The 22,162-nt window shown below is 72.6% G+C and carries 20 protein-coding genes; 11 read left to right on the top strand and 9 right to left on the bottom strand.

The genetic code is table 11. From position 1 onward, the window contains the following. Nucleotides 1-60 precede the first annotated feature (60 nt). Nucleotides 61-534, bottom strand: a complete 474-nt coding sequence (locus ACWAT2_RS05045; RefSeq protein ID WP_402373583.1) for a hypothetical protein — start codon at nt 532-534, stop codon at nt 61-63. Between the two features lie 154 nt (nt 535-688). On the opposite strand from ACWAT2_RS05045, the gene ACWAT2_RS05050 reads away from it, so the two are divergent. Continuing rightward, nucleotides 689-1,243, top strand: a complete 555-nt coding sequence (locus tag ACWAT2_RS05050; RefSeq protein ID WP_402373585.1) for a hypothetical protein — start codon at nt 689-691, stop codon at nt 1,241-1,243. On the opposite strand, the gene ACWAT2_RS05055 is transcribed toward ACWAT2_RS05050, so the two are convergent. From ACWAT2_RS05055 to ACWAT2_RS05075, 5 genes are read right to left on the bottom strand one after another with little or no spacing between them, the layout of a single operon-like run. Continuing rightward, nucleotides 1,209-2,105, bottom strand: a complete 897-nt coding sequence (locus tag ACWAT2_RS05055; protein WP_402373588.1) for a prenyltransferase — start codon at nt 2,103-2,105, stop codon at nt 1,209-1,211. The genes ACWAT2_RS05050 and ACWAT2_RS05055 overlap by 35 nt on opposite strands. Further along, a complete protein-coding gene (locus ACWAT2_RS05060; protein WP_402373591.1) occupies nt 2,102-2,413 on the bottom strand; it encodes a lycopene cyclase domain-containing protein in 312 nt (103 codons plus the stop codon). The genes ACWAT2_RS05055 and ACWAT2_RS05060 overlap by 4 nt, the downstream gene beginning before the upstream one ends. Continuing rightward, entirely contained in the window at nt 2,410-2,757 is a 348-nt protein-coding gene (locus ACWAT2_RS05065; RefSeq protein ID WP_402373592.1) for a lycopene cyclase domain-containing protein, read from the bottom strand. Before ACWAT2_RS05065 ends, ACWAT2_RS05060 begins: the two co-directional genes overlap by 4 nt. Then, nucleotides 2,754-4,358, bottom strand: coding sequence for a phytoene desaturase family protein (crtI, locus tag ACWAT2_RS05070; protein ID WP_402373594.1), 1,605 nt, complete (start codon nt 4,356-4,358; stop codon nt 2,754-2,756). The genes ACWAT2_RS05065 and crtI overlap by 4 nt, the downstream gene beginning before the upstream one ends. Continuing rightward, nucleotides 4,355-5,236, bottom strand: a complete 882-nt coding sequence (locus ACWAT2_RS05075) for a phytoene/squalene synthase family protein (protein WP_480048577.1) — start codon at nt 5,234-5,236, stop codon at nt 4,355-4,357. Before ACWAT2_RS05075 ends, crtI begins: the two co-directional genes overlap by 4 nt. A 112-nt stretch (nt 5,237-5,348) precedes the next feature. Between ACWAT2_RS05075 and ACWAT2_RS05080 the strand changes: the two genes are divergently transcribed. The 3 genes from ACWAT2_RS05080 (at nt 5,349) to gdhA (ending at nt 9,907) form a co-directional block, all read left to right on the top strand. Next, a complete protein-coding gene (locus tag ACWAT2_RS05080) occupies nt 5,349-5,918 on the top strand; it encodes a MarR family winged helix-turn-helix transcriptional regulator (RefSeq protein WP_402373600.1) in 570 nt (189 codons plus the stop codon). Nucleotides 5,919-6,087: 169 nt separating this feature from the next. Further along, nucleotides 6,088-8,433 carry a phosphoribosylformylglycinamidine synthase subunit PurL gene (purL, locus tag ACWAT2_RS05085; RefSeq protein WP_402373602.1) on the top strand — a complete coding sequence of 782 codons (2,346 nt, stop codon included), beginning with the start codon at nt 6,088-6,090 and terminating at the stop codon, nt 8,431-8,433. Nucleotides 8,434-8,569: 136 nt separating this feature from the next. Then, a complete protein-coding gene (gene gdhA, locus ACWAT2_RS05090) occupies nt 8,570-9,907 on the top strand; it encodes an NADP-specific glutamate dehydrogenase (protein WP_402373605.1) in 1,338 nt (445 codons plus the stop codon). A 97-nt stretch (nt 9,908-10,004) separates the two neighbouring features. Here gdhA and ACWAT2_RS05095 read toward each other — a convergent pair whose 3' ends face one another. Next, nucleotides 10,005-10,490 (bottom strand): Dps family protein, encoded by a 486-nt coding sequence (locus ACWAT2_RS05095; RefSeq protein WP_402373607.1) that lies wholly within the window; start codon nt 10,488-10,490, stop codon nt 10,005-10,007. Between the two features lie 221 nt (nt 10,491-10,711). Here ACWAT2_RS05095 and ACWAT2_RS05100 point away from each other — a divergent pair, with 221 nt between their 5' ends. Next, entirely contained in the window at nt 10,712-11,104 is a 393-nt protein-coding gene (locus ACWAT2_RS05100) for a hypothetical protein (protein ID WP_402373609.1), read from the top strand. An 88-nt stretch (nt 11,105-11,192) separates the two neighbouring features. Here ACWAT2_RS05100 and ACWAT2_RS05105 read toward each other — a convergent pair whose 3' ends face one another. Then, nucleotides 11,193-13,424 (bottom strand): NADP-dependent isocitrate dehydrogenase, encoded by a 2,232-nt coding sequence (locus ACWAT2_RS05105; protein WP_402373611.1) that lies wholly within the window; start codon nt 13,422-13,424, stop codon nt 11,193-11,195. A 122-nt stretch (nt 13,425-13,546) separates the two neighbouring features. On the opposite strand from ACWAT2_RS05105, the gene ACWAT2_RS05110 reads away from it, so the two are divergent. The 6 genes from ACWAT2_RS05110 (at nt 13,547) to purM (ending at nt 21,643) form a co-directional block, all read left to right on the top strand. Continuing rightward, nucleotides 13,547-15,040, top strand: a complete 1,494-nt coding sequence (locus ACWAT2_RS05110) for an RNB domain-containing ribonuclease (protein ID WP_402373614.1) — start codon at nt 13,547-13,549, stop codon at nt 15,038-15,040. 46 nt (nt 15,041-15,086) lie between these two features. Then, nucleotides 15,087-15,458, top strand: a complete 372-nt coding sequence (locus tag ACWAT2_RS05115; RefSeq protein WP_402373617.1) for a sterol carrier family protein — start codon at nt 15,087-15,089, stop codon at nt 15,456-15,458. 309 nt (nt 15,459-15,767) lie between these two features. After that, nucleotides 15,768-18,551: an ExeM/NucH family extracellular endonuclease gene (locus ACWAT2_RS05120; protein ID WP_402373619.1), complete on the top strand. Its 2,784-nt coding sequence runs from the start codon at nt 15,768-15,770 to the stop codon at nt 18,549-18,551. A gap of 30 nt (nt 18,552-18,581) precedes the next feature. Beyond that, nucleotides 18,582-18,917: a histidine kinase gene (locus tag ACWAT2_RS05125; RefSeq protein WP_402373622.1), complete on the top strand. Its 336-nt coding sequence runs from the start codon at nt 18,582-18,584 to the stop codon at nt 18,915-18,917. A 43-nt stretch (nt 18,918-18,960) separates the two neighbouring features. Then, the gene (purF, locus tag ACWAT2_RS05130) at nt 18,961-20,508 is read left to right on the top strand and encodes an amidophosphoribosyltransferase (protein WP_402373624.1); all 1,548 of its coding nucleotides are present in this window, start codon (nt 18,961-18,963) and stop codon (nt 20,506-20,508) included. A 31-nt stretch (nt 20,509-20,539) separates the two neighbouring features. Beyond that, nucleotides 20,540-21,643 (top strand): phosphoribosylformylglycinamidine cyclo-ligase, encoded by a 1,104-nt coding sequence (purM, locus tag ACWAT2_RS05135; RefSeq protein ID WP_402373625.1) that lies wholly within the window; start codon nt 20,540-20,542, stop codon nt 21,641-21,643. A gap of 72 nt (nt 21,644-21,715) precedes the next feature. On the opposite strand, the gene ACWAT2_RS05140 is transcribed toward purM, so the two are convergent. Beyond that, complete coding sequence (locus ACWAT2_RS05140; RefSeq protein WP_402373627.1) at nt 21,716-21,919, bottom strand: DUF3073 domain-containing protein; 204 nt, start codon at nt 21,917-21,919, stop codon at nt 21,716-21,718. Between the last annotated feature and the right edge of the window lie 243 nt (nt 21,920-22,162).

The raw sequence follows: 22,162 nt of genomic DNA on the forward strand, positions 1-22,162 counted from the left end.
TCGGTACCGACCACGTCGGGACCTCTGAGCGACCTCAGGGGGGCGTGAAGGTCAGACTTCTCAGGTGTGGGTGTGGCGTCCTGCGAGGCTGTGGCCCAGCAGCAGCGGGGACGGCTCCGGGGTGGTCTGGCGGTGCACCTCGCCGGCGAGGCGCAGCGCGAGCTCGAACCGGACGGCGACCACGCTCTCGGCGCTGAACCGACCGCCGAGCCGCGGGTGGGGCATGAAGGTCAGGACCTCGTCGTCCTGCGGGACGACGCCGTACCGGGCCGCCTCGATGACGAGGTCCTCGAGCAGGAGGTCGGTGCGGCCGTCCGGGGACTCGAGCTCGGCGCTGAGCTCGACGGCGGTGGGCCAGCGCAGCTCGAGCGTGCCCTCCACCGTGTCCAGGAACCACCATCCCTCGAGGGACTCGAGGAACACGTCGCCGAACAGGGAGGCGAACCGGGGCGTCTTTCCGTGGATGCCCAGCCACGACCAGGACGCCAGCCCGTAGGCGAAGGCACCGGGGGTGAATGGTCGAAGAAGTTCCACGAGCGCATCAAAGCACGGTGTGCCGCACAAGCAAACCCTTGACGCAACTGAACAAGATGTGACCGGTTTCACGGACACGGGTCACGTGGTCCATGGGTTGTTCAATGCGGGACCGGCCGGGAACCTGGGTCCGGTGCGGCACGTTGTCCCGGGCATGAGCCAGACCGACATCTCGTCCAGCACCGCACCGTCCGGACCGGCCGCGCCGCGCATCGACCTCCGTGAGGTGGCGATCAGCGGGGGCGCCACGCTCGCGTGGTACGCCGTGCCCGACGTCGTCCGTTCGCGCCGCGCACGCGCCCTCGTCAAGACCGCCGTGCTCGTCTCGGGCTTCGCGCTCGCCATGGCGACGCGAGGGGGCTCCGAGGCGCGCGCTGCAGCCCGCGACGTCCGTGACGCCGTCGGTGCCTTCGGTGCCGTCGACCCTGCCGACCCTGGTGGCCCCGCCTGCCCCACCGGCGCGGGAGATGCCGACGGCACCGGCCGCCCGGTGCTGACCGGCGCCGTGGTCGTCGGTGGGCTGGCGGTCGCCGGCACCGTCGCGGTGCTCGGCGAGCGGTGGGCGTATCGCGCGGGCGAGCACCTGCGGGCGCGCGGCGTGCGGGCACCGCACACGACGGTCGGTCTGGTGCTCGGTGCGGCCACCGCGGGTCTCGCGGTGGTCGAGGGGCGGTTCAGCGCAGGGCTGTCCAGATCAACAGCTGAGTGACGAGGAACCCGGTGACGATGTTGAGCCACAGGAACCGGCGCCAGCCGGCGTTCGCCCGCTCGCAGTCGGCGTCCGCCAGGTTCCGGAAGGGCGCGATGCTCAGCAGGTACGGCACGGTCAGCAGCGCGGCCAGCATGCCCGGCCAGCCGCAGGCGAGCAGCACCAGACCGCCGACGGCGTAACCGGCCATCGCCGCCCGGACCGTCCGGCCCGCGCCGAGCCAGGTGGCCACCGACCCGATCCCGGCAGCACGGTCGGCCTCGACGTCCTGCACCGCCCCGAAGGCCTGCGACGCCATGCCCCAGCAGAAGAACCCCGTGAGCGCCGCCAGCACGGGTCCGCTGAAGGAACCGTCCGCCAGCGCGACCCCGAAGACGGCGGGGCTGACGAAGTGGGTGCTGGACGTGGCGGAGTCCAGCACCGGGCGCTCCTTGAAGCGCAGGCGCGGTGCCGAGTACGCGACCACGGCGAACACGCTGACGGCGAGCACCGCCGTCGACGCCGCGTCGCCCACGGTCACGAGGTAGCCGAGGAACGGCAGGTTGGTCACCACGGCGGCCCACACGGTCAGCCGGTGCCAGCGGCGCGACAGGACCACGCCCTCGATGCCGCCCTTGCGGGGGTTGCGCAGGTCGGACTCGTAGTCCCACACGTCGTTCAGCCCGTACATGAGCAGGTTGTACGGCACCAGGAAGTACAGCGTCCCCAGGACCAGCTCGGTGACGCCGGTGCCCGCGATGCCGCCCGCCATGACGAAGGCGGCGGCGAACGGGTAGGCGGTGTTGACCCAGCTGACCGGGCGGGACGAGCCGACGAGCTGGCGCAGCGCGACCGCGGGCCCGTCGTGAGCGACGGCCGTCATCCGGTGATCTCCTTCGGTGCGGCCAGGGCCCAGAGGCTGGGCAGCAGCAGGGCGGCCACGACCGGCCATGCCAGGTCCTCGACCGGCGTGAGCCAGACCCGGGGGCCGAGCAGGGCGCCGTCGCCGTAGCGGAACAGGTCCGCGGCGATCATCAGGCTGTCGAACACCATCGTCAGCACGACCAGGACGGCGGCCGTCACAGCGACCAGGGCCCACCACCGCGGGCCCAGCCCGCGTGCCACGGAGGCCGCGACGGCGAGCGCCAGGCAGGCGGCGACGACCACGACGGCGAGCAGCGCGTACGTCATCGGACCGTCCTTCCTCGGCTCGTCCTCCGGGTGGCCCATCGTGCCAGCAGCCCGTGCAGCACGAGCGTGACGTAGCAGAGGAACAGGATGAAGAACAGCTCCTCGAGCGGCAGGTGCGGGGCGAGCTCGATGCCGGTCATCGCGGCACCGCCCCGCTCGTAGTAGCCCTCCGCGATCGCCACGACGTCCCAGGCGAGGAACACGGCCGTCCCGGCGAGCAGCACGGCGGCGCCGCGCACCGGGTGCGCCGAGAAGAGGAGCAGGCGTGCGCGGTGGTCGATCAGGGCCATGCAGGCCAGGGCTCCGAGCAGCAGAGCGAGGTACACGAGCTGGTCCCAGCTCACGGGACCTCCGCCGTCGCGGTGGGGCCGGGGAGCGGTACGGGGCCGCTGCTCGTGTCGCCCCGCAGGCGCTTGAGCACCAGCTCGGCACTGATGAGGCACATGGGCAGCCCCACGCCGGGGATGGTCGATCCGCCCGCGTAGAGCAGCCCGGTCACGCGGCGCGACCGGTTGCCGGCGCGGAACATGGCGCTCTGGCGCAGCGTGTGCGCGGGTCCGAGCATCCCGCCGGACCACGCGGACAGGTCAGCGGCGAAGTCCCCGGGACCGAGGGTGCGGCGCACCGTGACCCGCTCGGCCAGGTCCGGCACGCCTGCCTGCTCGGCGACGCGCTCGATCGCGGCGTCGGCGACCTGCTCGATCCGGGCGTCGCCGGCACCGTCGACCCCGCCACGGCCGAGCGCCGGGTCGGCCGGGACGGGCACGAGGACGAACAGGTTCTCGTCGCCGTCGGGTGCGACCGTCGGGTCGGTGCGCGAGGGCGCGCACACGTACAGCGATGCCGGGTCGGGCACGCGCCCTGCGGCGATGTCACCGAAGTTCGCGTGCCAGTCGCGGGTGAAGAACAGCGAGTGGTGGGCCAGCCCGGGAAGCCGCCCACGGACGCCCAGCAGTGCGAGCACGCCGCCGGGCCCGGGGTCGCGCCGGTCCCACCAGCGCTGCGGGTAGGTCTGCAGCGGGGGCGGCAGCAGCTCGGTCTCGACGTGGTGCAGGTCGGCGGCGGCGACGACGACGTCGGCACGCGTCTGGTGCTCGGCGCCGGTGTCGTCGGTCCACCGCACCCCGGTGGCGTGCGCCCGGGGGCCGCGCGGGGCCGGGACGCCGGCGGGTCCGGGGCCGGGCGCCGTCGTGATCGCCGTGACGCGGGCACCCGTGCGGACGCGTGCTCCCGCGTCCTCGGTCAGGCGCGCGACGGCGGTGACGACGGCGTGGAAGCCGCCCTGCGGGTACCGCACGCCGCCGTCCAGGTCGAGCGCGCTCATGAGGTGGTACATGCTGGGCGCACGCTGCGGCGAGGACCCGAGGAACACGGCCGGGTAGCCGAGGAGCTGGCGCAGCCGGACGTCGTCGAACCTGCCGGCGACGAACGACTCGAGCGACCGGCCCAGGAGCGTCCCGAGGCGCGGCAGGCGGGTCAGCACGTCGCGCGAGGCGAGGCCCCGCCACGACGCGAAGGTCGTGTACAGGAAGTGCCGCATCGCCATGTCGTAGGTGTCGTGCGCCGAGTCGAGGTAGCGGTCCAGCCGTGCCCCGGCACCGGGTTCGACGGCTTCGAAGGCAGCGACGTTGCGCGCGCGGTCCGGTGCCACGTCGAAGGGCCCCGCGTGCCCGTCGAAGAACACCCGGTAGGCGGGGTCGAGCGGTCGGGGGTCCAGCTCCGCCTCCGCGCTGCTGCCCATGAGACGGAACCAGCGGTCGAACACCTCGGGCATCAGGTACCAGGACGGGCCGGTGTCGAAGCGGAAGCCGCCCGACTCCCACGAGCCGGCGCGTCCCCCGACGGCGTCCTGGCGCTCGAGGACCTCGACGTCGTGCCCCTCGCGGGCCAGGAGCCCGGCGGTCGCCAGGCCGGCGATCCCGCCGCCGACGACGACGACCCTCATCGGGTCATCTCCCGGCTCACGGCGCGCGCCGCCTGGCGCAGCTTGACGACGTCGGGCACGCGCACGCGCTGGTGCCGCAGCACGGCGGCGGGCGTGCTGCGCATCCGACGGGTCAGCTCGGCGAAGAGGTCGTGCGCGAGCTGCACGGCCACCCGGCTGGATCGCGGCAGGTCACGGATCGCGCGCTGGGCCACGGCCAGGTCGGCCTCGATGTCGTCCAGCAGCCGGTCCTTCGTGGCGTCGTCGAACGCCGCGGGGTCGAGCCCGGGGAAGTAGCTCCGCCCGCGGCCGTCGACGTCGTCGGCCAGGTCGCGCAGGAAGTTCACCTTCTGGAAGGCCGCGCCGAGGCGGGCCGCGCCGGCCGCCCGGCGTGCGTAGGCGCCGTCGGCCCCGTCGACGAAGATGCGCAGGCACATGAGCCCGACGACCTCCGCCGAGCCGTGCACGTAGCGCGCGAAGCTCTCGTCGTCGTGCCGGGTGACGGACAGGTCCGTGCGCATCGACGCGAAGAACGGGTCGACCAGGTCGGGACCGATCCCGTATCGCCGTGCGGTCCTGACGAACCCGTGGACCACGAGGTTGTGGCTGTAGCCGCGCTTCGCGGCGAAGGCGACCTCCTCCTCGAGCCCGGTGAGCAGCTCCTCGCGCTGCGCGACCGTCAGGTCGGCGGCGATGTCGTCGACGATCTCGTCCGCGACCCGGACGAGGGCGTAGACGGCACGGACGTGGTCCCGCACCGAGGGCCCGAGGAGTCGGCAGGCCCATCCGAACGACGTCGAGTAGGTGTCGACGACGACGGCAGCCGTCCGTCGCGCGGCACGGTCGTACTCGGTGGCCGTCGCCGCTCGCCCCGCCCTCGCCAGCACGTCTTCCAGCATGGCGCAAGGCGCCGGGCTCTGCCTGCTCACGGCCTTCTCCTCAGGGAACTAGAACACTTGGAAAGTATCTTGCCAGGTTAGATAATAACCACGACAGGGCTACGCTGTCCCCGTGACCCAGCCGAGCAGCGGGACGTCGCGGTACTGGTACGGACCCGCCGACGAGGACCTGCGCGACCTCCTCGAGGCCGTGCGCACCCTCCGCCGGGCCGACGAGGCCATGCGGCAGCGCGCGAGCCGCGACATGGGCATGAACGTCAACGACCTCCGCGCGCTGCGGTTCGTGATCGAGCGTGAGCACACCGACGTGCCGGCGACCCCCCGGATGCTCAGCACGCACCTCGACGTCTCCACCGCCGCCACCACCAAGCTCGTCGACCGGCTCTGCCGGTCGGGCCACCTGGAACGCGGACCGCACCCCGACGACCGCCGCTCCGTGGTGCTCCGGGTCACCCCCGACGCCCACCACGAGGTGCGGGAACGCCTCGGGGGCATGCACTCGCGCATGCTCGACGTCGCCCGGACCGTCCCGGCGTCGGCGCGGCCGGCTGTCCGCGATTTCCTGCTGGCGATGGCGGAGGAGCTCTCGAGGGAGGACGACGACGCCGCGACGCACGTCGTCACGGTCTCCTCGGACGCTCCTACCGCCGCGTCGGGTACCGCCGCCGCCCCGGTAGACTGAGCCTGCGCCGCCCCGTCCCGCGTCGAGCCGCGCTCGTGGCACGTCGTCGGGGCACGGGGTCGCGCGCGACCTGGCCCGGACCGACGCCGGATTCCGTGGGCGTGCGGCGACCGCCGCGTGCGCACGGAGATCACCCGGTCCGGCGCCCCGTGCGAACCGAGGGATGTTGATGACCGCCGCTGCCGACCGCGCCGACACCGCGCCGCCCCTGCGCCCGACGCTCGACACCGTCGAGAACGCCGCCGCGAACCCCGACGAGACCCAGCCGTACGGCGAGCTCGGGCTCAAGGCCGAGGAGTACCAGCGGATCCGCGACATCCTCGGGCGCCGCCCGACGGCCGCCGAGCTCGCGATGTACTCGGTGATGTGGTCCGAGCACTGCTCCTACAAGTCGTCGAAGAACCACCTGCGCAAGTTCGGCGAGCGGGTCACGCCCGAGATGACCGAGCACCTGCTCGTCGGCATCGGCGAGAACGCCGGCGTCGTCGACATCGGCGACGGCTGGGCCGTCACCTTCAAGGTCGAGTCGCACAACCACCCGAGCTACGTCGAGCCGTACCAGGGCGCCGCCACCGGCGTCGGCGGCATCGTGCGCGACATCATCTCGATGGGCGCCCGCCCCGTGGCCGTGATGGACCAGCTGCGGTTCGGTGCGGTCGACCACCCCGACACGGCGCGGGTCGTGCACGGCGTCGTCTCCGGCGTCGGCGGGTACGGCAACTCGCTCGGCCTGCCGAACATCGGCGGCGAGCTCGTGTTCGACGCCTCCTACCAGGGCAACCCCCTCGTCAACGCGCTGTGCCTGGGCGTGCTGCGGCACGAGGACATCCACCTCGCCAACGCCTCCGGCACCGGCAACAAGGTGATCCTCTTCGGTGCGCGCACCGGCGGCGACGGCATCGGCGGGGCGTCCATCCTCGCGTCCGAGACCTTCGAGGACGGCGTCCCCGCGAAGCGCCCGAGCGTGCAGGTGGGCGACCCCTTCATGGAGAAGGTGCTCATCGAGTGCTGCCTGGATCTCTACGCGGCGAAGGTCGTCGAGGGCATCCAGGACCTCGGTGCGGCCGGCATCTCCTGCGCCACCTCCGAGCTCGCCTCGAACGGCGACGGCGGCATGCACGTCGACCTCGACGACGTGCTGCTGCGCGACCCGTCGCTGAACGCCGGCGAGATCCTCATGTCGGAGTCGCAGGAGCGGATGATGGCGGTCGTCACGCCGGAGAAGCTCGACGCGTTCCTGGCCATCACCGACCGGTGGGACGTCGAGACGTCCGTGATCGGCGAGGTCAACGGTTCCGGCCGCCTCACCATCGACCACCACGGCCAGCGCATCGTCGACGTCGACCCGCGGACCGTCGCGCACGAGGGCCCCGTCTACGACCGCCCCTACGCGCGCCCCGCCTGGCAGGACGACCTGCAGCGGGCGTCCGTGGCCGGCCTCGGGCTGGCCCGCCCGGAGACCGCCGACGAGCTGCGGTCCACGGCGCTGCGCCTGCTCGCCTCGCCCAACCTCGCCTCACCCGCCTGGGTGACCGACCAGTACGACCGTTACGTCCAGGGCAACACCGCGCTGTCCCAGCCCGACGACGGCGGCGTGGTGCGCGTGGACGAGTCCACCGGCCTGGGCGTCGCCCTGGCCACCGACGCCAACGGCCGCTACGGCAAGCTCGATCCGCGGGCCGGCGCACGGCTCGCGCTCGCCGAGGCCTACCGCAACGTGGCGACGACGGGCGCGACGCCGCTCGCCGTCACCGACTGCCTCAACTTCGGCTCGCCGGAGCACCCCGACTCGATGTGGCAGCTCGTCGAGGCGATCGAGGGCCTGGCCGACGCGTGCCAGGAGCTGGGCGTGCCCGTCACCGGCGGCAACGTCTCGCTGTACAACGGCTCGGGTGAGCCCGGGCAGATCGACTCGTCGATCCACCCGACGCCGGTGGTCGGCGTCCTCGGTGTCATCGAGGACGTGCGCACCGCGCTGCCCTCGGGCTGGCGCGCCGCGGGTCTGTCGGTGCTGCTGCTGGGCGCCACCGCCGACGAGCTCGACGGGTCCGCCTGGGCCGACGTCGTGCACCGCCACCTCGGCGGGCTGCCCCCGCGGGTCGACCTCGAGGCCGAGCGTGCGCTGGCCGGCGTGCTCGTGGAGGCGCGCCGCTCGCAGGCGGCGACGGCGGCGCACGACCTGTCCGAGGGCGGGCTCGTGCAGTCGTTGCTCGAGGCCTCGCTGCGCTACGGTGTCGGCGTGACCGCCTCGCTCGACGCGGTCACCGGCCGTGACGGCGTGACGCCGTTCGCTGCGTTGTTCAGCGAGACCACCGCACGCGCGCTGGTCGCGGTGGCGCCGGAGCGGGAGGCCCAGATCGTCGCGGCGGCCGAGGCGGCCGGTGTGCCGGTCGCGCGGATCGGCGAGACCGGCGGCGACACGGTCACGGTGTCGTTCGGCGCCGAGTCGTTCGCGATCGCGCTGGACGAGGCGCGCGAGGTGCACGAGGCCACCCTGCCGCGCATCTTCGGTTGATCGTCGCCGTGCGCCCGGTTCGCCGTCTCACGTTCCGGGACGATTCGCCATGCGCGAATGAGATCGTCATGCTGGCCGGAGCACCAGGGGCGCGCCGTGACCGGCACGTCGTCACCGTCGAACCGGAGGAGAACTGATGGAAGACCAACTGCAGGGGACCTTTGCCGAGGTGCTGCAGCGCAACCCGGGCGAGGTGGAGCTGCACCAAGCCGTGCGCGAGGTCTTCGAGTCGCTCGTCCCGGTGCTGCGCAAGAACCCGCAGTACACGGAGGCGGCGGTGCTCGAGCGCATCTGCGAGCCCGAGCGCCAGATCATCTTCCGCGTCCCGTGGGTCGACGACTCCGGTCAGGTCCGGATCAACCGCGGCTTCCGGGTGGAGTACAACTCGGCCCTGGGGCCGTACAAGGGCGGCCTGCGCTTCCACCCGTCCGTCTACCTGGGAACCGTCAAGTTCCTCGGGTTCGAGCAGGTCTTCAAGAACGCTCTCACCGGCCTGCCCATCGGCGGCGGCAAGGGCGGCTCGGACTTCGACCCCCGCGGTCGCTCCGACGGCGAGGTCATGCGCTTCTGCCAGTCGTTCATGACGGAGCTGTACCGCCACATCGGCGAGTACACCGACGTCCCTGCCGGTGACATCGGTGTGGGCGCTCGCGAGATCGGCTTCCTCTTCGGCCAGTACAAGCGGATCACCAACCGGTACGAGTCCGGCGTGCTGACGGGCAAGGGGCTGACCTGGGGCGGTTCGCTGGTCCGCAAGGAGGCGACGGGCTACGGGTGCGTCATCTTCGCGGACCGCATGCTGGCGACCCGCAGCGAGTCGCTCGACGGTCTGCGCGTCTCGATCTCCGGCTCGGGGAACGTCGCCATCTACGCCGCCGAGAAGGCGCAGCAGCTCGGCAGCCGCGTCATCACGTTCTCCGACTCCTCCGGTTACGTGGTGGACGAGGCGGGCATCGACCTCGACCTGCTCAAGCAGATCAAGGAGGTCGAGCGGGGGCGGGTGTCCGACTACGTCGACCGTCGCCCGGGCGCCCGGTTCGTCACCGAGGGCAACCTCTGGGAGGTGCCGACCGACGTCGCCCTGCCCTGCGCCACGCAGAACGAGCTCACCGACAAGGACGCCGAGCGGCTGGTGGCCAACGGCGTCCGTGCCGTGGCGGAGGGCGCCAACATGCCGTGCACGCGCGAGGCCGTGGCCCTGCTGCGCGAGCACAAGGTCCTCTTCGGGCCGGGCAAGGCCGCGAACGCCGGTGGCGTGGCGACGTCGGCCCTCGAGATGCAGCAGAACGCCTCGCGGGACTCCTGGAGCTTCGACTACACCGAGCAGCGGCTCGGCGAGATCATGGCCACGATCCATGACCAGTGCCTCGCGACCGCTGACGAGTACGACGCCCCGGGAGACTACGTGGTGGGCGCCAACGTGGGCGGTTTCACGCGCGTGGCCGACGCCATCATCTCGCTCGGCGTCGTCTGACCCGACAGCACCGGAGGCGACGGCCCCGGACGCGCCGACGGCGCGGCTCCTCGATCGAGGAGCCGCGCCGTCGTGCTGCGCGGGGCCACCGCGGTGCTCAGACCTCGGAGTTCTCCGAGGAGATCATCCAGGCCTGCTTCTCCAGGTCGGCGATGATCTCGTGCAGGAGGTCGGCCGAGGTCGGGTCCTCGGCGTCGACCTCGTCGTGCACGTCGCGGACGACCTCGACGGTCTGCGCCACGCGCTCGACGACCGCGTCCACGGTGTCGCCCACCGACACCAGCCCGGCAGGGTAGGGCGAGAGGTCGGTCTTCGTGGCGACGGTCTCGGTGCGGCCGTCCGGCACGGCCTGCAGCGCCCGCAGACGCTCGGCGACGGTGTCGCTGTGCTCGCGGGCGACGTCGACCAGCTCGTCGAGCTGGAGGTGCAGGTCGCGGAACCCGCGCCCCGTGACGTTCCAGTGGGCCTGCTTGCCCTGGACGTGCAGGTCGACGAGGGCCACGAGGACCCGCTGCAGGTGGGCGTGGAGCTTCTCCGACGCCTCGGCCCGGTGCGTGCTGCGATGGATCGACGGTGCGGACATGATGTTCCTCGCTCTCTCGGGGATCGCCCGGCGGCGGTCACCGTGCTGGTGCTGCGCCGTTCTCTTGAACGATTCCAGGTTAGGAACAATTCCGCAGGTCCGCCAGCAAGGACAGGCGTGCCTTGGGGGAGCGGGGCAGGGCAGGCAACCCTTCGGCGGACACGCTCCTGACCGGCGCGACGTGGCGCGGGTCACTATGCTGGGGCGCAGGGAGGCTTCCGATGACGTGGCCGCTGGCGTACCTGATGTCGGTCGTGCTCGTGCTCGCGATCATGGCTGTCGGTACCTGGCTGCGCTCGGCGCCGCACCGAGCGGCACGGGAACGACGTCGTCGTCGCCGGGACGGACCGGACCCTCTCGTCACGCTGGCGATCCAGATCCGCCTCGGCGAGCTCTCCCACGAGCTGCACAAGGTGACCGAGGACCCGGACGTCTATGCCCGCGCCCACCACTGGCGGGCCGCGCAGGACGCCTACGACGCGATGCTGCGGGACGCCTGCCGCGCGGCCGGGCTCGCCGTCGTCGACCGGCCCCTGCGCGCCGACGAGCGGGTCACCGAGGACGAACGGCTGCGCGAGGAGCTGGAGCTCAGCGCCCGAGGCTGGTCCTGGTGACTACCTCGGCGGACGTCGCACTTCCTCGGCGGAGACAGGGCCGGCCCGGCCGAGGCGGTACCTCGACCGGGCCGGTGCGGAGCTCGGGTCAGAACGTGTCGACCGCCGAGTTGAGGGTCCGCGACGGTCGCATGACCGCAGCGGCCTTGTCGCCGTCCGGGTAGTAGTACCCGCCGACGTCGACGGGGTTGCCCTGGGCCGCGAGCAGCTCGTCGACGATGGTCGACTCCTGCTCCGCCAGGGTGGCTGCGAGCGGCGCGAACGCCGCGGCGAGCTCCGCGTCCTCGGTCTGCGTGGCCAGCTCCTGCGCCCAGTACAGGGCGAGGTAGAAGTGCGAGCCGCGGTTGTCGATGCCGCCCACGCGACGGGTCGGCGACTTGTCCTGGTCGAGGAACGTCCCGGTCGCGCGGTCGAGGGTGTCCGCGAGGACCTGTGCGCTCGCGTTGCCGGCCACGCGGGCCAGGTGCTCGAACGACGCCGACAGCGCGAAGAACTCGCCGAGCGAGTCCCAGCGCAGGTAGTTCTCGGCCAGGAGCTGCTGGACGTGCTTCGGGGCCGATCCGCCCGCGCCGGTCTCGAAGAGCCCGCCGCCGTTCATCAGCGGCACGATCGACAGCATCTTGGCCGACGTGCCGACCTCGAGGATCGGGAAGAGGTCCGTGTTGTAGTCGCGGAGCACGTTGCCCGTCACCGAGATCGTGTCCAGGCCCTCGCGGATCCGGTCGAGGGAGTAGCGCGTCGCCTCGGCCGGAGCCATGACGAGGATCTCGAGCCCGTCGGTGTCGTGGTCGCCGAGGTACTCCTCCACCTTGGCGATGAGCTGCGCGTCGTGCGCGCGGTCGACGTCGAGCCAGAAGACGGCCGGGTCGCCCGACTCGCGGGCACGGCGTACCGCCAGGCCCACCCAGTCGCGGATCGGGGCGTCCTTGGTCTGGCACGCGCGCCAGACGTCTCCGGCGGCGACGTCGTGCGACATGAGCACCTCGCCGGCGGCGTTCACGACCTCCACGGTGCCGTCGGCCGGGATCTCGAAGGTCTTGTCGTGCGACCCGTACTCCTCGGCCTTGCGGGCCATGAGGCCGACGTTCGGCACGGAGCCCATGGTGGCCGGGTCGAGGGCGCCCTTGGCGCGGCAGTCGTCGATGACGGCCTGGTAGACGCCGGCGTAGGAGGAGTCGGGGATGACGGCGAGCGTGTCGTGCTCGGCGCCGTCCGGGCCCCACATGTGACCGCCGATGCGGATCATCGCGGGCATCGAGGCGTCGATGATGACGTCCGAGGGCACGTGCAGGTTCGTGATGCCCTTGTCCGAGTTCACCATCGCGAGCGCCGGGCCGTCCTCGAGGCCCTTCGCGACGGCGGCCTTGACCGCCTCGCCGTCGGGCAGGGCGTCGACGCCGGACAGGATGCCGCCGAGGCCGTCGCGGGACGAGAGCCCGGCCGCCTTGAGCTGCGCGCCGTACTGCTCGAAGACCTCGGGCAGGAACGCCTCGACGATGTGGCCGAAGATGATCGGGTCGGAGACCTTCATCATGGTGGCCTTGAGGTGTGCGGAGAACAGCACGCCCTCGGTCTTCGCGCGCTCGATCTGCTCCGCGAGGAAGCGGTGCAGCGCCGCGACCGACATGAACGTCCCGTCGACGACCTCACCCTCCTCGACGGCCAGGCCCTCCTTGAGCACCCGGGTGCCGTCGCCCGTGCGCAGGCGGATCGTCAGCGTGTCGGCGGCGGGCATCGTCACCGACTTCTCGTTCGAGAAGAAGTCGTCGGCACCCATCGTGGCGACGTTGGTCTTCGACTCGGGGGACCACTCGCCCATGCTGTGGGGGTGCGCCTTGGCGTAGTTCTTCACGGCCGCCGGTGCACGGCGGTCGGAGTTGCCCTCGCGCAGGACGGGGTTCACCGCGGAGCCCTTGACCCTGTCGTAGCGGGCGCGGGCCTCGCGCTCGGCGTCCGTGGACGGGTCCTCCGGGTAGTCCGGGATGGCGTAGCCCTGGCCCTGCAGCTCGGTGATCGCCGCCTTGAGCTGCGGCACCGACGCGGAGATGTTGGGCAGCTTGATGATGTTCGCCTCGGGCGTGGTGGCCAGCCGGCCGAGCTCGTCCAGGGCGTCGCCGACGCGCTGGGACTCGGTCAGGTGGTCGGGGAACAGCGCGAGGATGCGCCCGGCGAGGGAGATGTCGCGCGTGTCGACCTCGACGCCGGCCTTCGCCGCGTACGCCTGGACGATCGGGAGAAACGAGTACGTCGCCAGCAGCGGCGCCTCGTCGGTGTACGTGTAGTAGATCCGGGCGGCGGCTGACTGGGGCTGGGTCGTCATGCGGAGATGCTCCTGGGGACGTCGAGATCGTTTGATATCAAGATACTTTGCTCCGAGCGGCCGTGTCGAAACAGCATCTCCCTCCGCGCGCGGCGGCGCACAGGCAGAACTACGGTCGTGGCGTGCCCACCCGAGACCTGCGACTCGTGCCCGTCAGCTCCGACGACGTCGTGTCCGCGCTGGCCGCGCTGCGCGCCGAGATCGGCGTGCCCGCCATGTACCCGGCCGACGCCCGGGCGGAGGCGGAGCGTGCGGCGCGCGGCGACCTGAAGGACTTCCGCCAGGACCGCCGGGACATCGACTTCGTCACGATCGACCCGCCGGGCTCCCTCGACCTCGACCAGGCGGTCCACGTCGCGTCGTCCGGCCACGGGTACATCGTGCGCTACGCCATCGCCGACGTCGCCGCGTTCGTCTCGGCGGGAGGCGCCCTGGACGCGGAGGTGCACCGCCGCGGGCTGACGTTCTACGGCCCGGACTCGCGCACACCCCTGCACCCGACCGTGCTGTCCGAGGGTGCGGCGAGCCTCCTGCCGGGCGAGGACCGTCCGGCGGTCCTGTGGACCATCGCCGTCGACTCGTCCGGCGAGATCTCGAGCACCACCGTCACCCGCGCCGTCGTGCGCTCGCGGGCACGGCTCACGTACGGCGAGGCGCAGACCACGCTCGACGCCGGGTCCGCGCCGGAGTCCCTGACGCTCCTGGCCGACGTCGGCCGGCTGCGGCACGCTCGCGAGCAGGAGCGCGGCGGGGTCTCGCTGGCGGTCCCCGAGCAGGAGGTGGTGCGGCGCGCGGACGGCTCCTACGACCTGGAGCTCCGGCGCACCCTGCCGATCGAGGAGTGGAACGCCCAGATCTCGCTCCTCACCGGCATCGCGGCGGCCCGGCTCATGCGCGAGGCCGGGGTGGGCGTCTTCCGGACGCTGCCGCCCGCGGCGTCGGGCGACGTCGCACGCCTGCGGCACACGGCGGCCGCCCTGGGGATCGACTGGCCCGAGCACACGACCTACGCCGAGCTGCTGCCGCGCCTCGAGTCCCGGCGATCGGCGCACGCGGCGTTCCTCAACGAGGCGACGACGCTGTTCCGCGGTGCGGGTTACCTGGCGTTCGGCGTGCCAGGACCCGACGGCGGCGCGCGGGTCCCGCTGCCTGCGGACGCCCGGCACGCGGCCATCGGGGCGGAGTACGCCCACGTCACGGCGCCGCTGCGCCGGCTCGTCGACCGGTACGGCACGGAGATCTGCGTCGCGCAGTCCGCCGGCCGTGACGTGCCGGAGTGGGCGCTGGCCGCGCTGCCCGCCCTGCCCGCGACGATGCAGGCGGCGGCACGCCGCGCGAACGCCTTCGAGCGGGCGTGCGTCGACATCGTCGAGGCGGTGCTGCTCGGGTCCCGCGTCGGGAGACAGTTCGACGGGGTCGTCGTGGACGCCGACGCTGCCGTGGACCAGCACGGCCGTCCCCGGCGGGCGCGAGGCCAGGTCATGCTGCGCGACCCGGCGGTGCGTGCCGCCGTCGTCGGCGCGGAGGGCGTGGAGCTGCCGCTGGGGGAGCGCGCCCGGGTGACGCTGGCGGAGGCCTCGGTGGCCGAGCGGCGGGTGCTCTTCACCCTGCCGTGAAGCCCGCCCGGATCATCAGCGGGCTCGACCGACATAGCCTGGGCCCATGCCTGCACGACGACGGACGGACCCGGCCGCGGGCCGGGCTGCGGTGGCCGAGTGGCTCGCCGGGACGGCGGACCGCCGGAGCACGACGACGGCGGTCCGGTTCACGCTCGAGGAGCTGGCCGACGTCGCGCCCGGGAACGCCGTCGAGGTGCGCGTCCCGCCGGCCGGCGCCGTGCAGGCCGTCCAGGGTCCGCGGCACACGAGGGGCACCCCGCCGAACGTCGTGGAGACCGACGTCCAGACTTGGCTGGCGCTCGCGACGGGCCGGCAGACGTGGGTGGAAGCCGTCGCGTCGGGGCGGGTGCACGCCTCCGGGGAGCGGGCCGACCTCACCGGGATGCTCCCGCTGCAGGCGGCCCGCCCGCGCTGACCACAGCACCGACCACCGGGCGGGGGCAGGCGGCGGTGCGCCTGCGCTGGCCCGCCAGGCGGCCGCACCGTCGCGACCAGGCGGAGTCCCGGGCGAACAGCGGCCCCTGCATCGGCTCCCGGGGCTGCGCTCGTCGGTGGGGGACGCTACGGTCGAGCACCGGTCTCCTCTCGGCAGCGTGGTCGTGACCTGGGGTTCAAGCAGCGTTCACACCGGGCTGCTTGGCTGAGCCCGCCCTGTCGACCCTGATCGAGGAGGACCAGAGTGACTGTTCTGTCACGGATCCCGCGTTGCCGACGGACCGCGGGCGTGGCGACGTTCGCCGCCCTGCTCGTCCCGGCTGCCGCGGTCCCCGCCGTCCCTGCCGCAGCCGTGCCGTCGTCGGACGCCGTCGTCCTCGTCGAGGAGGTCTACGGCGGCGGTGGCAACAACGGCGCCGTCTACGACCAGGACTTCGTGGAGCTGTACAACCCGGGCGACGAGCCCGTCCCCCTGGACGGCTGGTCCGTCCAGTACGGGTCGGCGGGCGGCACCACCTGGTCGGGGCAGACCGACCTGGCGGGCGAGATCCCGGCGGGCGGTTCGTTCCTCGTGGGGCAGGCGCACGGCAACGACACCGACCTGCCGGACCTTCCGACGCCCGACGTCGAGGGATCGATCTTCATGTCCGGCTCGGGTGCCGAGGTGGCGCTGGTCTCCTCCACGGACCGCCTCGACTGCACCGGTGCGGCGTGCGCCGACGTCGCGGACCTGGTCGACCTGGTCGGGTGGGGCTCGGCGAACACCTTCCTCGGGTCCGGTCCCGCGCCGGGCACGACCAACGCGACGTCGGTCGCGCGGACCGACCACGGACACACGGTCGACAACGCCGCCGACTTCACGGCCGGCGAGCCGACGCCGGCGAATAGCGGCGCGCAGACCGACCCGGACCCCGACCCGGACCCGGACCCGAAGGCCGCCACGATCGCGGAGATCCAGGGGACGGGCGACTCCTCGCCGCTCGACGGGCAGGTCGTCACCACCCGCGGCGTCGTGACCGCCGTCTACCCGACGGGCGGGTTCGACGGCCTCTACCTGCAGACCTCGGGCAGCGGCGGCGACCCGGCCGACGACGCCACCCCCGGCGCCTCCGACGCCCTCTTCGTCTATTCCGCCGCCGCGGCCCAGGAGGTCGGGCTCGGCGACCACCTCGAGGTGACGGGCGAGGCCGGCGAGTACTTCGACCTGACGCAGGTCACGCCGTCGTCGTGGACCGTGCTCGACGAGCCCGCCGAGGCGGTGAAGCCGACCCCCACGACCTGGCCGGCCACCGACGCCGAGCGCGAGGCCCTCGAGGGCATGCTGCTGGCCCCGCAGGGCGAGCTCACCGTGACGGACAACTACTCGACGAACCTCTACGGCACCGTGGGTCTCGCGGCGGGAGACTCGCCGCTCGTGCAGCCGACGACGGCGGGTCGCCCCGGTTCGGACGAGGCGGCCGCGCAGGCCGCCGACAACGCGGCGCGCGCCGTCCAGCTCGACGACGGCTCGACGTGGGACTACTCGGGGTCGTCGAGGTCGTCGACACCGCTGCCGTGGCTGAACGGCACCGACCCGCTGCGTGTCGGCGCGCCGGTGACCTTCACCGGTCCCGTCGTCCTCGACTACCGGTACGGCGCCTGGTCGTTCCAGCCGCTCGAGCAGCTCACGGGCGACAACGCCGCCGCCGTGCAGCCGGCCGAGTTCGCCGACACCCGTGAGGCGTCGCCCGCCGACGTGGGCGGCGACCTCACCGTGGGCACCTTCAACGTGCTCAACTACTTCACGACCACCGGCGACCAGCTCGACGGGTGCCAGTACTACACCGATCGCGACGGCGACCCGATCAGCGTCCGCGGCGGGTGCCTCGCCCGGGGCGCCGCCGACGCCGAGAACCTGGAGCGGCAGCAGGCCAAGATCGTCGCCGCGATCAGCGAGCTCGGCGCCGACGTCGTCGCCCTCGAGGAGATCGAGAACTCGGCCGCGTTCGGCAAGGATCGCGACCAGGCGCTCTCCGACCTGGTCGACGCGCTGAACGAGGTGGACGGTGCGGGCACCTGGGAGCTCGTGCCCTCGCCCGCCGACGTGCCGACCGACGAGGACGTCATCCGCAACGCGTTCGTCTACCGTCCCGCCACGGCCGAGACGGTCGGCGAGTCGCGCATCCTGCTCGGGTCCGACGCCTTCGGCAACGCCCGCGAGCCGCTCGCGCAGACCTTCCAGCCGGCCGGCGGGGCCGCCGACGACCCGGACGACGACGTCGTGGTGATCACCAACCACTTCAAGTCCAAGGGCTCGGCCGGTCCCTGGCCGGGCGACGGCGACGCGGGTGACGGTCAGGGCTCGTCCAACGAGTCGCGGGTGCGGCAGGCGACGGCGCTGGTGGGCTTCGCGGACGAGGTCGCGGCCGACGCCGGCACCGACCGGGTGCTGCTGGTCGGCGACTTCAACGCCTACGAGCAGGAGGACCCGGTCGTGGTCCTGACCGACGCGGGCTACACCGACCTCGGCCCGACGACGGGCAAGTACACGTACTCCTTCGGCGGCCAGGTGGGGTCGCTCGACCACGTGCTGGCCTCCCCGGCGGCGCTCGACGCCGTGACGGGCACGGACATCTGGAACATCAACGCGTACGAGCCGGTGGCGAACGAGTACAGCCGGTACGCCTACAACGTGACGCTCCTCTACGACGAGTCGCCGTTCCGGTCCTCCGACCACGACCCGCTGCTGGTCGGGATGGACCTCACGGCCGGCGGGCCCGGCGAACCCACCGAGCCCGCCTGGCAGGCCGACGTCGTCTACACGGCCGGAGACCGGGTGTCCTCGAGCGGCCGGGTCTTCGAGGCGATGTGGTGGACGCGCGGCGAGACGCCGGGCGCCAGCCCCTGGGGTGCCTGGGCGGAGATCGGCGCGCCGGTCGAGACCGACGCCGGCACCTTCCCCGCCTGGACGGCCTCGCAGGTGTACGTGGGTGGCGAGACCGTGGTGCACGACGGCGAGCGGTGGCAGGCCCGCTGGTGGACGCGGAACCAGGAGCCGGGAGACCGCCACGGTCCGTGGGAGCCGCTCGACTGACCTGCACGGCGCGGGGGATAGGCTCGAGGTGTGAGCAGCACCAGTCCCGACCCGTCTCCCGCGCCGGTCGAGCGCGCCGAGCCCGACGAGCACGCCGAGCCCGACGAGCACCTGCTCGTCGACCCTGCCCGGGTGCGCCGCGCGCCCCGGTACCGGGGATTCTTCACGGTGGGTGCCGTCGTCGGCGTCGTGGTCGGCGTGGTCCTCGGCGTCTGGCTGTCCGGCATCGCGAGCGACGACGGCGCCCTGCTGCTCAAGCCGGGCGTGTACGTCTCGGTGATCGTGCTGGGCACCACGACCTTCTTCGTGCTGCTCGCCGGCGCTCTCGCCGTCCTGGCGGACCGCCGGAGCCTGCGTCGCAGGTGAGCACGGCGCGGGCCCGGGCGGTCGGCTGTGGGATACTCGGGGCATGCCCTTGCGCCCTGACGGCCGTCTGAACCACGACCTCATGCCCGGCGAGAAGGGGCCGCAGGACGCCTGCGGCGTCTTCGGTGTCTGGGCTCCCGGCGAGGAGGTCGCGAAGCTCGCCTACTTCGGCCTGTACGCCCTGCAGCACCGCGGCCAGGAGTCCGCCGGGATCGCCACCAGCAACGGTGAGCAGATCCTCGTCTACAAGGACATGGGCCTGGTCTCCCAGGTGTTCGACGAGACCGCGCTGAACGCCCTGACGGGGCACATCGCCGTCGGCCACTGCCGCTACTCCACGACCGGTGGCGTCACGTGGGAGAACGCCCAGCCCACGCTCGGCGCGACGGCGTCCGGGACGGTCGCCCTCGGCCACAACGGGAACCTGACCAACTCCGCCGAGCTCGTCGACCTGGTGGCCGAGCGCTACGGCGCCCAGCGTCGCGGTGAGCTCGCCCGCGGCAACACGACGGACACCGCGCTGGTGACGGCGCTGCTCGTCGGGGACGAGGACCACACCCTCGAGCAGACCGCGCTCGAGGTGCTCCCGCGGCTGCGCGGCGCCTTCTCGCTCGTCTTCATGGACGAGCACACCCTCTACGCGGCCCGCGACCCGCAGGGCGTGCGACCGCTCGTCCTGGGCCGCACCCAGCGCGGGTGGGTCGTGGCCTCCGAGACGCCTGCCCTCGACATCGTCGGCGCGTCCTTCGTGCGGGAGGTGGAGCCGGGCGAGCTGATCTGCATCGACGACGACGGGCTGCGGTCCACGCGGTTCGCCCCGACCGAGCGCGCCGGCTGCGTCTTCGAGTACGTCTACCTGGCCCGGCCCGACACGTCGATCAAGGACCGGCCGGTGCACGCCGCCCGGCTCGAGATGGGCAGGATCCTGGCCCGGGAGCACCCGGTGGACGCCGACCTGGTGATCCCGGTGCCCGAGTCGGGCACGCCGGCGGCCGTCGGCTACGCCCAGGAGTCCGGGATCCCGTTCGGCCAAGGGCTGACCAAGAACGCCTACGTCGGCCGCACGTTCATCCAGCCGTCCGACACGCTGCGCCAGCTCGGCATCCGGCTCAAGCTGAACCCGCTGCGCGAGGTGATCCGCGGCAAGCGGCTCGTCGTCGTGGACGACTCCATCGTGCGCGGCAACACCCAGCGCGCGCTGATCCGCATGCTGCGCGAGGCCGGTGTGGCCGAGGTGCACGTGCGGATCTCGTCGCCCCCGGTGAAGTGGCCCTGCTTCTACGGCATCGACTTCGCCTCGCGTGCGGAGCTCATCGCGAACGGGCTCACCCCCGAGGAGATCGGCCAGTCGCTCGGCGCGGACAGCCTGGGCTACATCTCGACCGAGGGCATGATCGCCGCGACCGAGCAGCCGGCGTCGCAGCTGTGCGCCGCCTGCTTCACCGGGGAGTACCCGATCGAGCTCCCCGAGGAGCACCAGCTGGGCAAGTACCAGCTCGAGCAGGCCGAGCTGCCCCTCGGAGCGCCGCAGGACGGCCTCTCCCAGCTCTCGGTGGGCGTGGGCGGCCAGACCGCGCTCGACCACCCCTGACCCACCCCGCAACACCCAGGAGCCTGACGCCGTGACTGATGGACTGACCTACGCCGCCGCCGGCGTCGACACCGAGGCCGGGGACAAGGCCGTCGAGCTGATGAAGGACGCCGTCCGCCGCACGCAGGGCACCGCCGTCCTCGGGGGCGTGGGCGGGTTCGCCGGGCTCTACGACCTCTCGGCGTTCCAGCAGTACCGCAAGCCGCTGCTCGCCACCTCGACGGACGGCGTCGGCACCAAGGTGGCGATCGCGCAGGCGCTCGACAAGCACGACACCATCGGGTTCGACCTGGTCGGCATGGTCGTCGACGACATCGTGGTGGTCGGCGCGGAGCCGCTGTTCATGACGGACTACATCGCCACGGGCAAGGTCGTGCCCGAGCGGGTGGCCGACATCGTGCGCGGTATCGCCCAGGCGTGCGAGGTCGCCGGGACCGCGCTGGTGGGCGGCGAGACGGCAGAGCACCCCGGGCTCCTCGCCCCCGACGAGTACGACGTCGCGGGGGCGGCCACCGGGATCGTCGAGGCGGACGCCGTGCTCGGCCCGGAGCGGGTCCGTGCCGGGGACGTCCTGCTCGGCATGGCCTCCAGCGGCATCCACTCGAACGGCTACTCGCTCGTGCGGGCCGTCATCAAGCACGCCGGTTGGGAGCTCGACCGGCACGTCGAGGAGTTCGGGCGGACGCTGGGCGAGGAGCTGCTCGAGCCGACCCGCGTGTACGCGAGCGACTGCCTGGCGCTGGCCCGGGACGATGCGGCGCAGGTGCACGCCTTCACGCACGTCACCGGGGGAGGGCTCGCGGCGAACCTCGCGCGCGTGCTCCCGCAGGGTGTCGTGGCGACGGTGGACCGGGCGTCCTGGGAGGTGCCGGCCGTCTTCCGGACGGTGCGGGAGCTCGGCGGAGTACCTCGTCAGGACCTGGAGAACACGCTGAACCTCGGCGTGGGCATGGTCGCCGTGGTGGGGGCCGACGGCGTCGACGCGGCTCTCGACCGGCTGCGCACCCTCGGCGTGGACGCCTGGGTGATGGGCACGGTCGCCGAGCTCGACCCGGCGGCTCCGGTCGAGGACCTCGTGGTGGGGACCAAGGGCGTGCACGCGGGGGCGGTCCGGCTCGTCGGCGACTACCGCTGACGGACGCACGAAGGGTCGGACGGCTGGTGCCGTCCGACCCTGTCGAGACCGAGCTGGTGGTGGAGCTGCGACTCAGCGGCGGTCGTCGTCCCACGACGCGTAGCTGTTGTCGTACGCCGAGTCCGCGCTGTCGTTCCAGCGGTCCTCGGTGACGACGTCGGTCGACTGGTCGGCCTTGAGCTCTTGCTCCAGCGCGTGGTAGTTCGTCTCGGGGCTGTAGTACTTCAGCTCGCGAGCGACCTTCGTGTGCTTAGCCTTCTGACGGCCCCGGCCCATGGCTCCGACCCCCTCAACGTAAGAGCGGGGCGGCAACGTCGCAGACGTGCGGCCCCGAGAGAAGATTTCGTCTGTTCAGGTTCTAACGGTACATGCTGGAACGGCATTCCCTCCACTCGGCATGACGTCGCCAACCGGCTGACCCGCGCCTGGTCAGGTCGTGGAGTGCTCCGAACGTGACTCATGTCACGCCGTCGGGGTGCGCAGTTCCGGACCGACGGGGCGAGTCGGACCTTGACCACC

The sequence above is a fragment of the Isoptericola sp. GX10416 genome, from assembly GCF_056590155.1.

What these genes read in the sequence shown, in the direction of transcription:
- ACWAT2_RS05050 (WP_402373585.1), top strand. Translation starts at nt 689, where the DNA reads ATGAGCCAGACCGACATCTCGTCCAGCACCGCACCGTCCGGACCGGCC.
- ACWAT2_RS05055 (WP_402373588.1), bottom strand. Translation starts at nt 2,105, where the DNA reads ATGACGGCCGTCGCTCACGACGGGCCCGCGGTCGCGCTGCGCCAGCTC.
- ACWAT2_RS05060 (WP_402373591.1), bottom strand. Translation starts at nt 2,413, where the DNA reads ATGACGTACGCGCTGCTCGCCGTCGTGGTCGTCGCCGCCTGCCTGGCG.
- crtI (WP_402373594.1), bottom strand. Translation starts at nt 4,358, where the DNA reads ATGAGGGTCGTCGTCGTCGGCGGCGGGATCGCCGGCCTGGCGACCGCC.
- ACWAT2_RS05075 (WP_480048577.1), bottom strand. Translation starts at nt 5,236, where the DNA reads ATGCTGGAAGACGTGCTGGCGAGGGCGGGGCGAGCGGCGACGGCCACC.
- purL (WP_402373602.1), top strand. Translation starts at nt 6,088, where the DNA reads ATGACCGCCGCTGCCGACCGCGCCGACACCGCGCCGCCCCTGCGCCCG.
- gdhA (WP_402373605.1), top strand. Translation starts at nt 8,570, where the DNA reads ATGGAAGACCAACTGCAGGGGACCTTTGCCGAGGTGCTGCAGCGCAAC.
- ACWAT2_RS05095 (WP_402373607.1), bottom strand. Translation starts at nt 10,490, where the DNA reads ATGTCCGCACCGTCGATCCATCGCAGCACGCACCGGGCCGAGGCGTCG.
- ACWAT2_RS05100 (WP_402373609.1), top strand. Translation starts at nt 10,712, where the DNA reads ATGACGTGGCCGCTGGCGTACCTGATGTCGGTCGTGCTCGTGCTCGCG.
- ACWAT2_RS05105 (WP_402373611.1), bottom strand. Translation starts at nt 13,424, where the DNA reads ATGACGACCCAGCCCCAGTCAGCCGCCGCCCGGATCTACTACACGTAC.
- ACWAT2_RS05115 (WP_402373617.1), top strand. Translation starts at nt 15,087, where the DNA reads ATGCCTGCACGACGACGGACGGACCCGGCCGCGGGCCGGGCTGCGGTG.
- purF (WP_402373624.1), top strand. Translation starts at nt 18,961, where the DNA reads ATGCCCTTGCGCCCTGACGGCCGTCTGAACCACGACCTCATGCCCGGC.
- ACWAT2_RS05140 (WP_402373627.1), bottom strand. Translation starts at nt 21,919, where the DNA reads ATGGGCCGGGGCCGTCAGAAGGCTAAGCACACGAAGGTCGCTCGCGAG.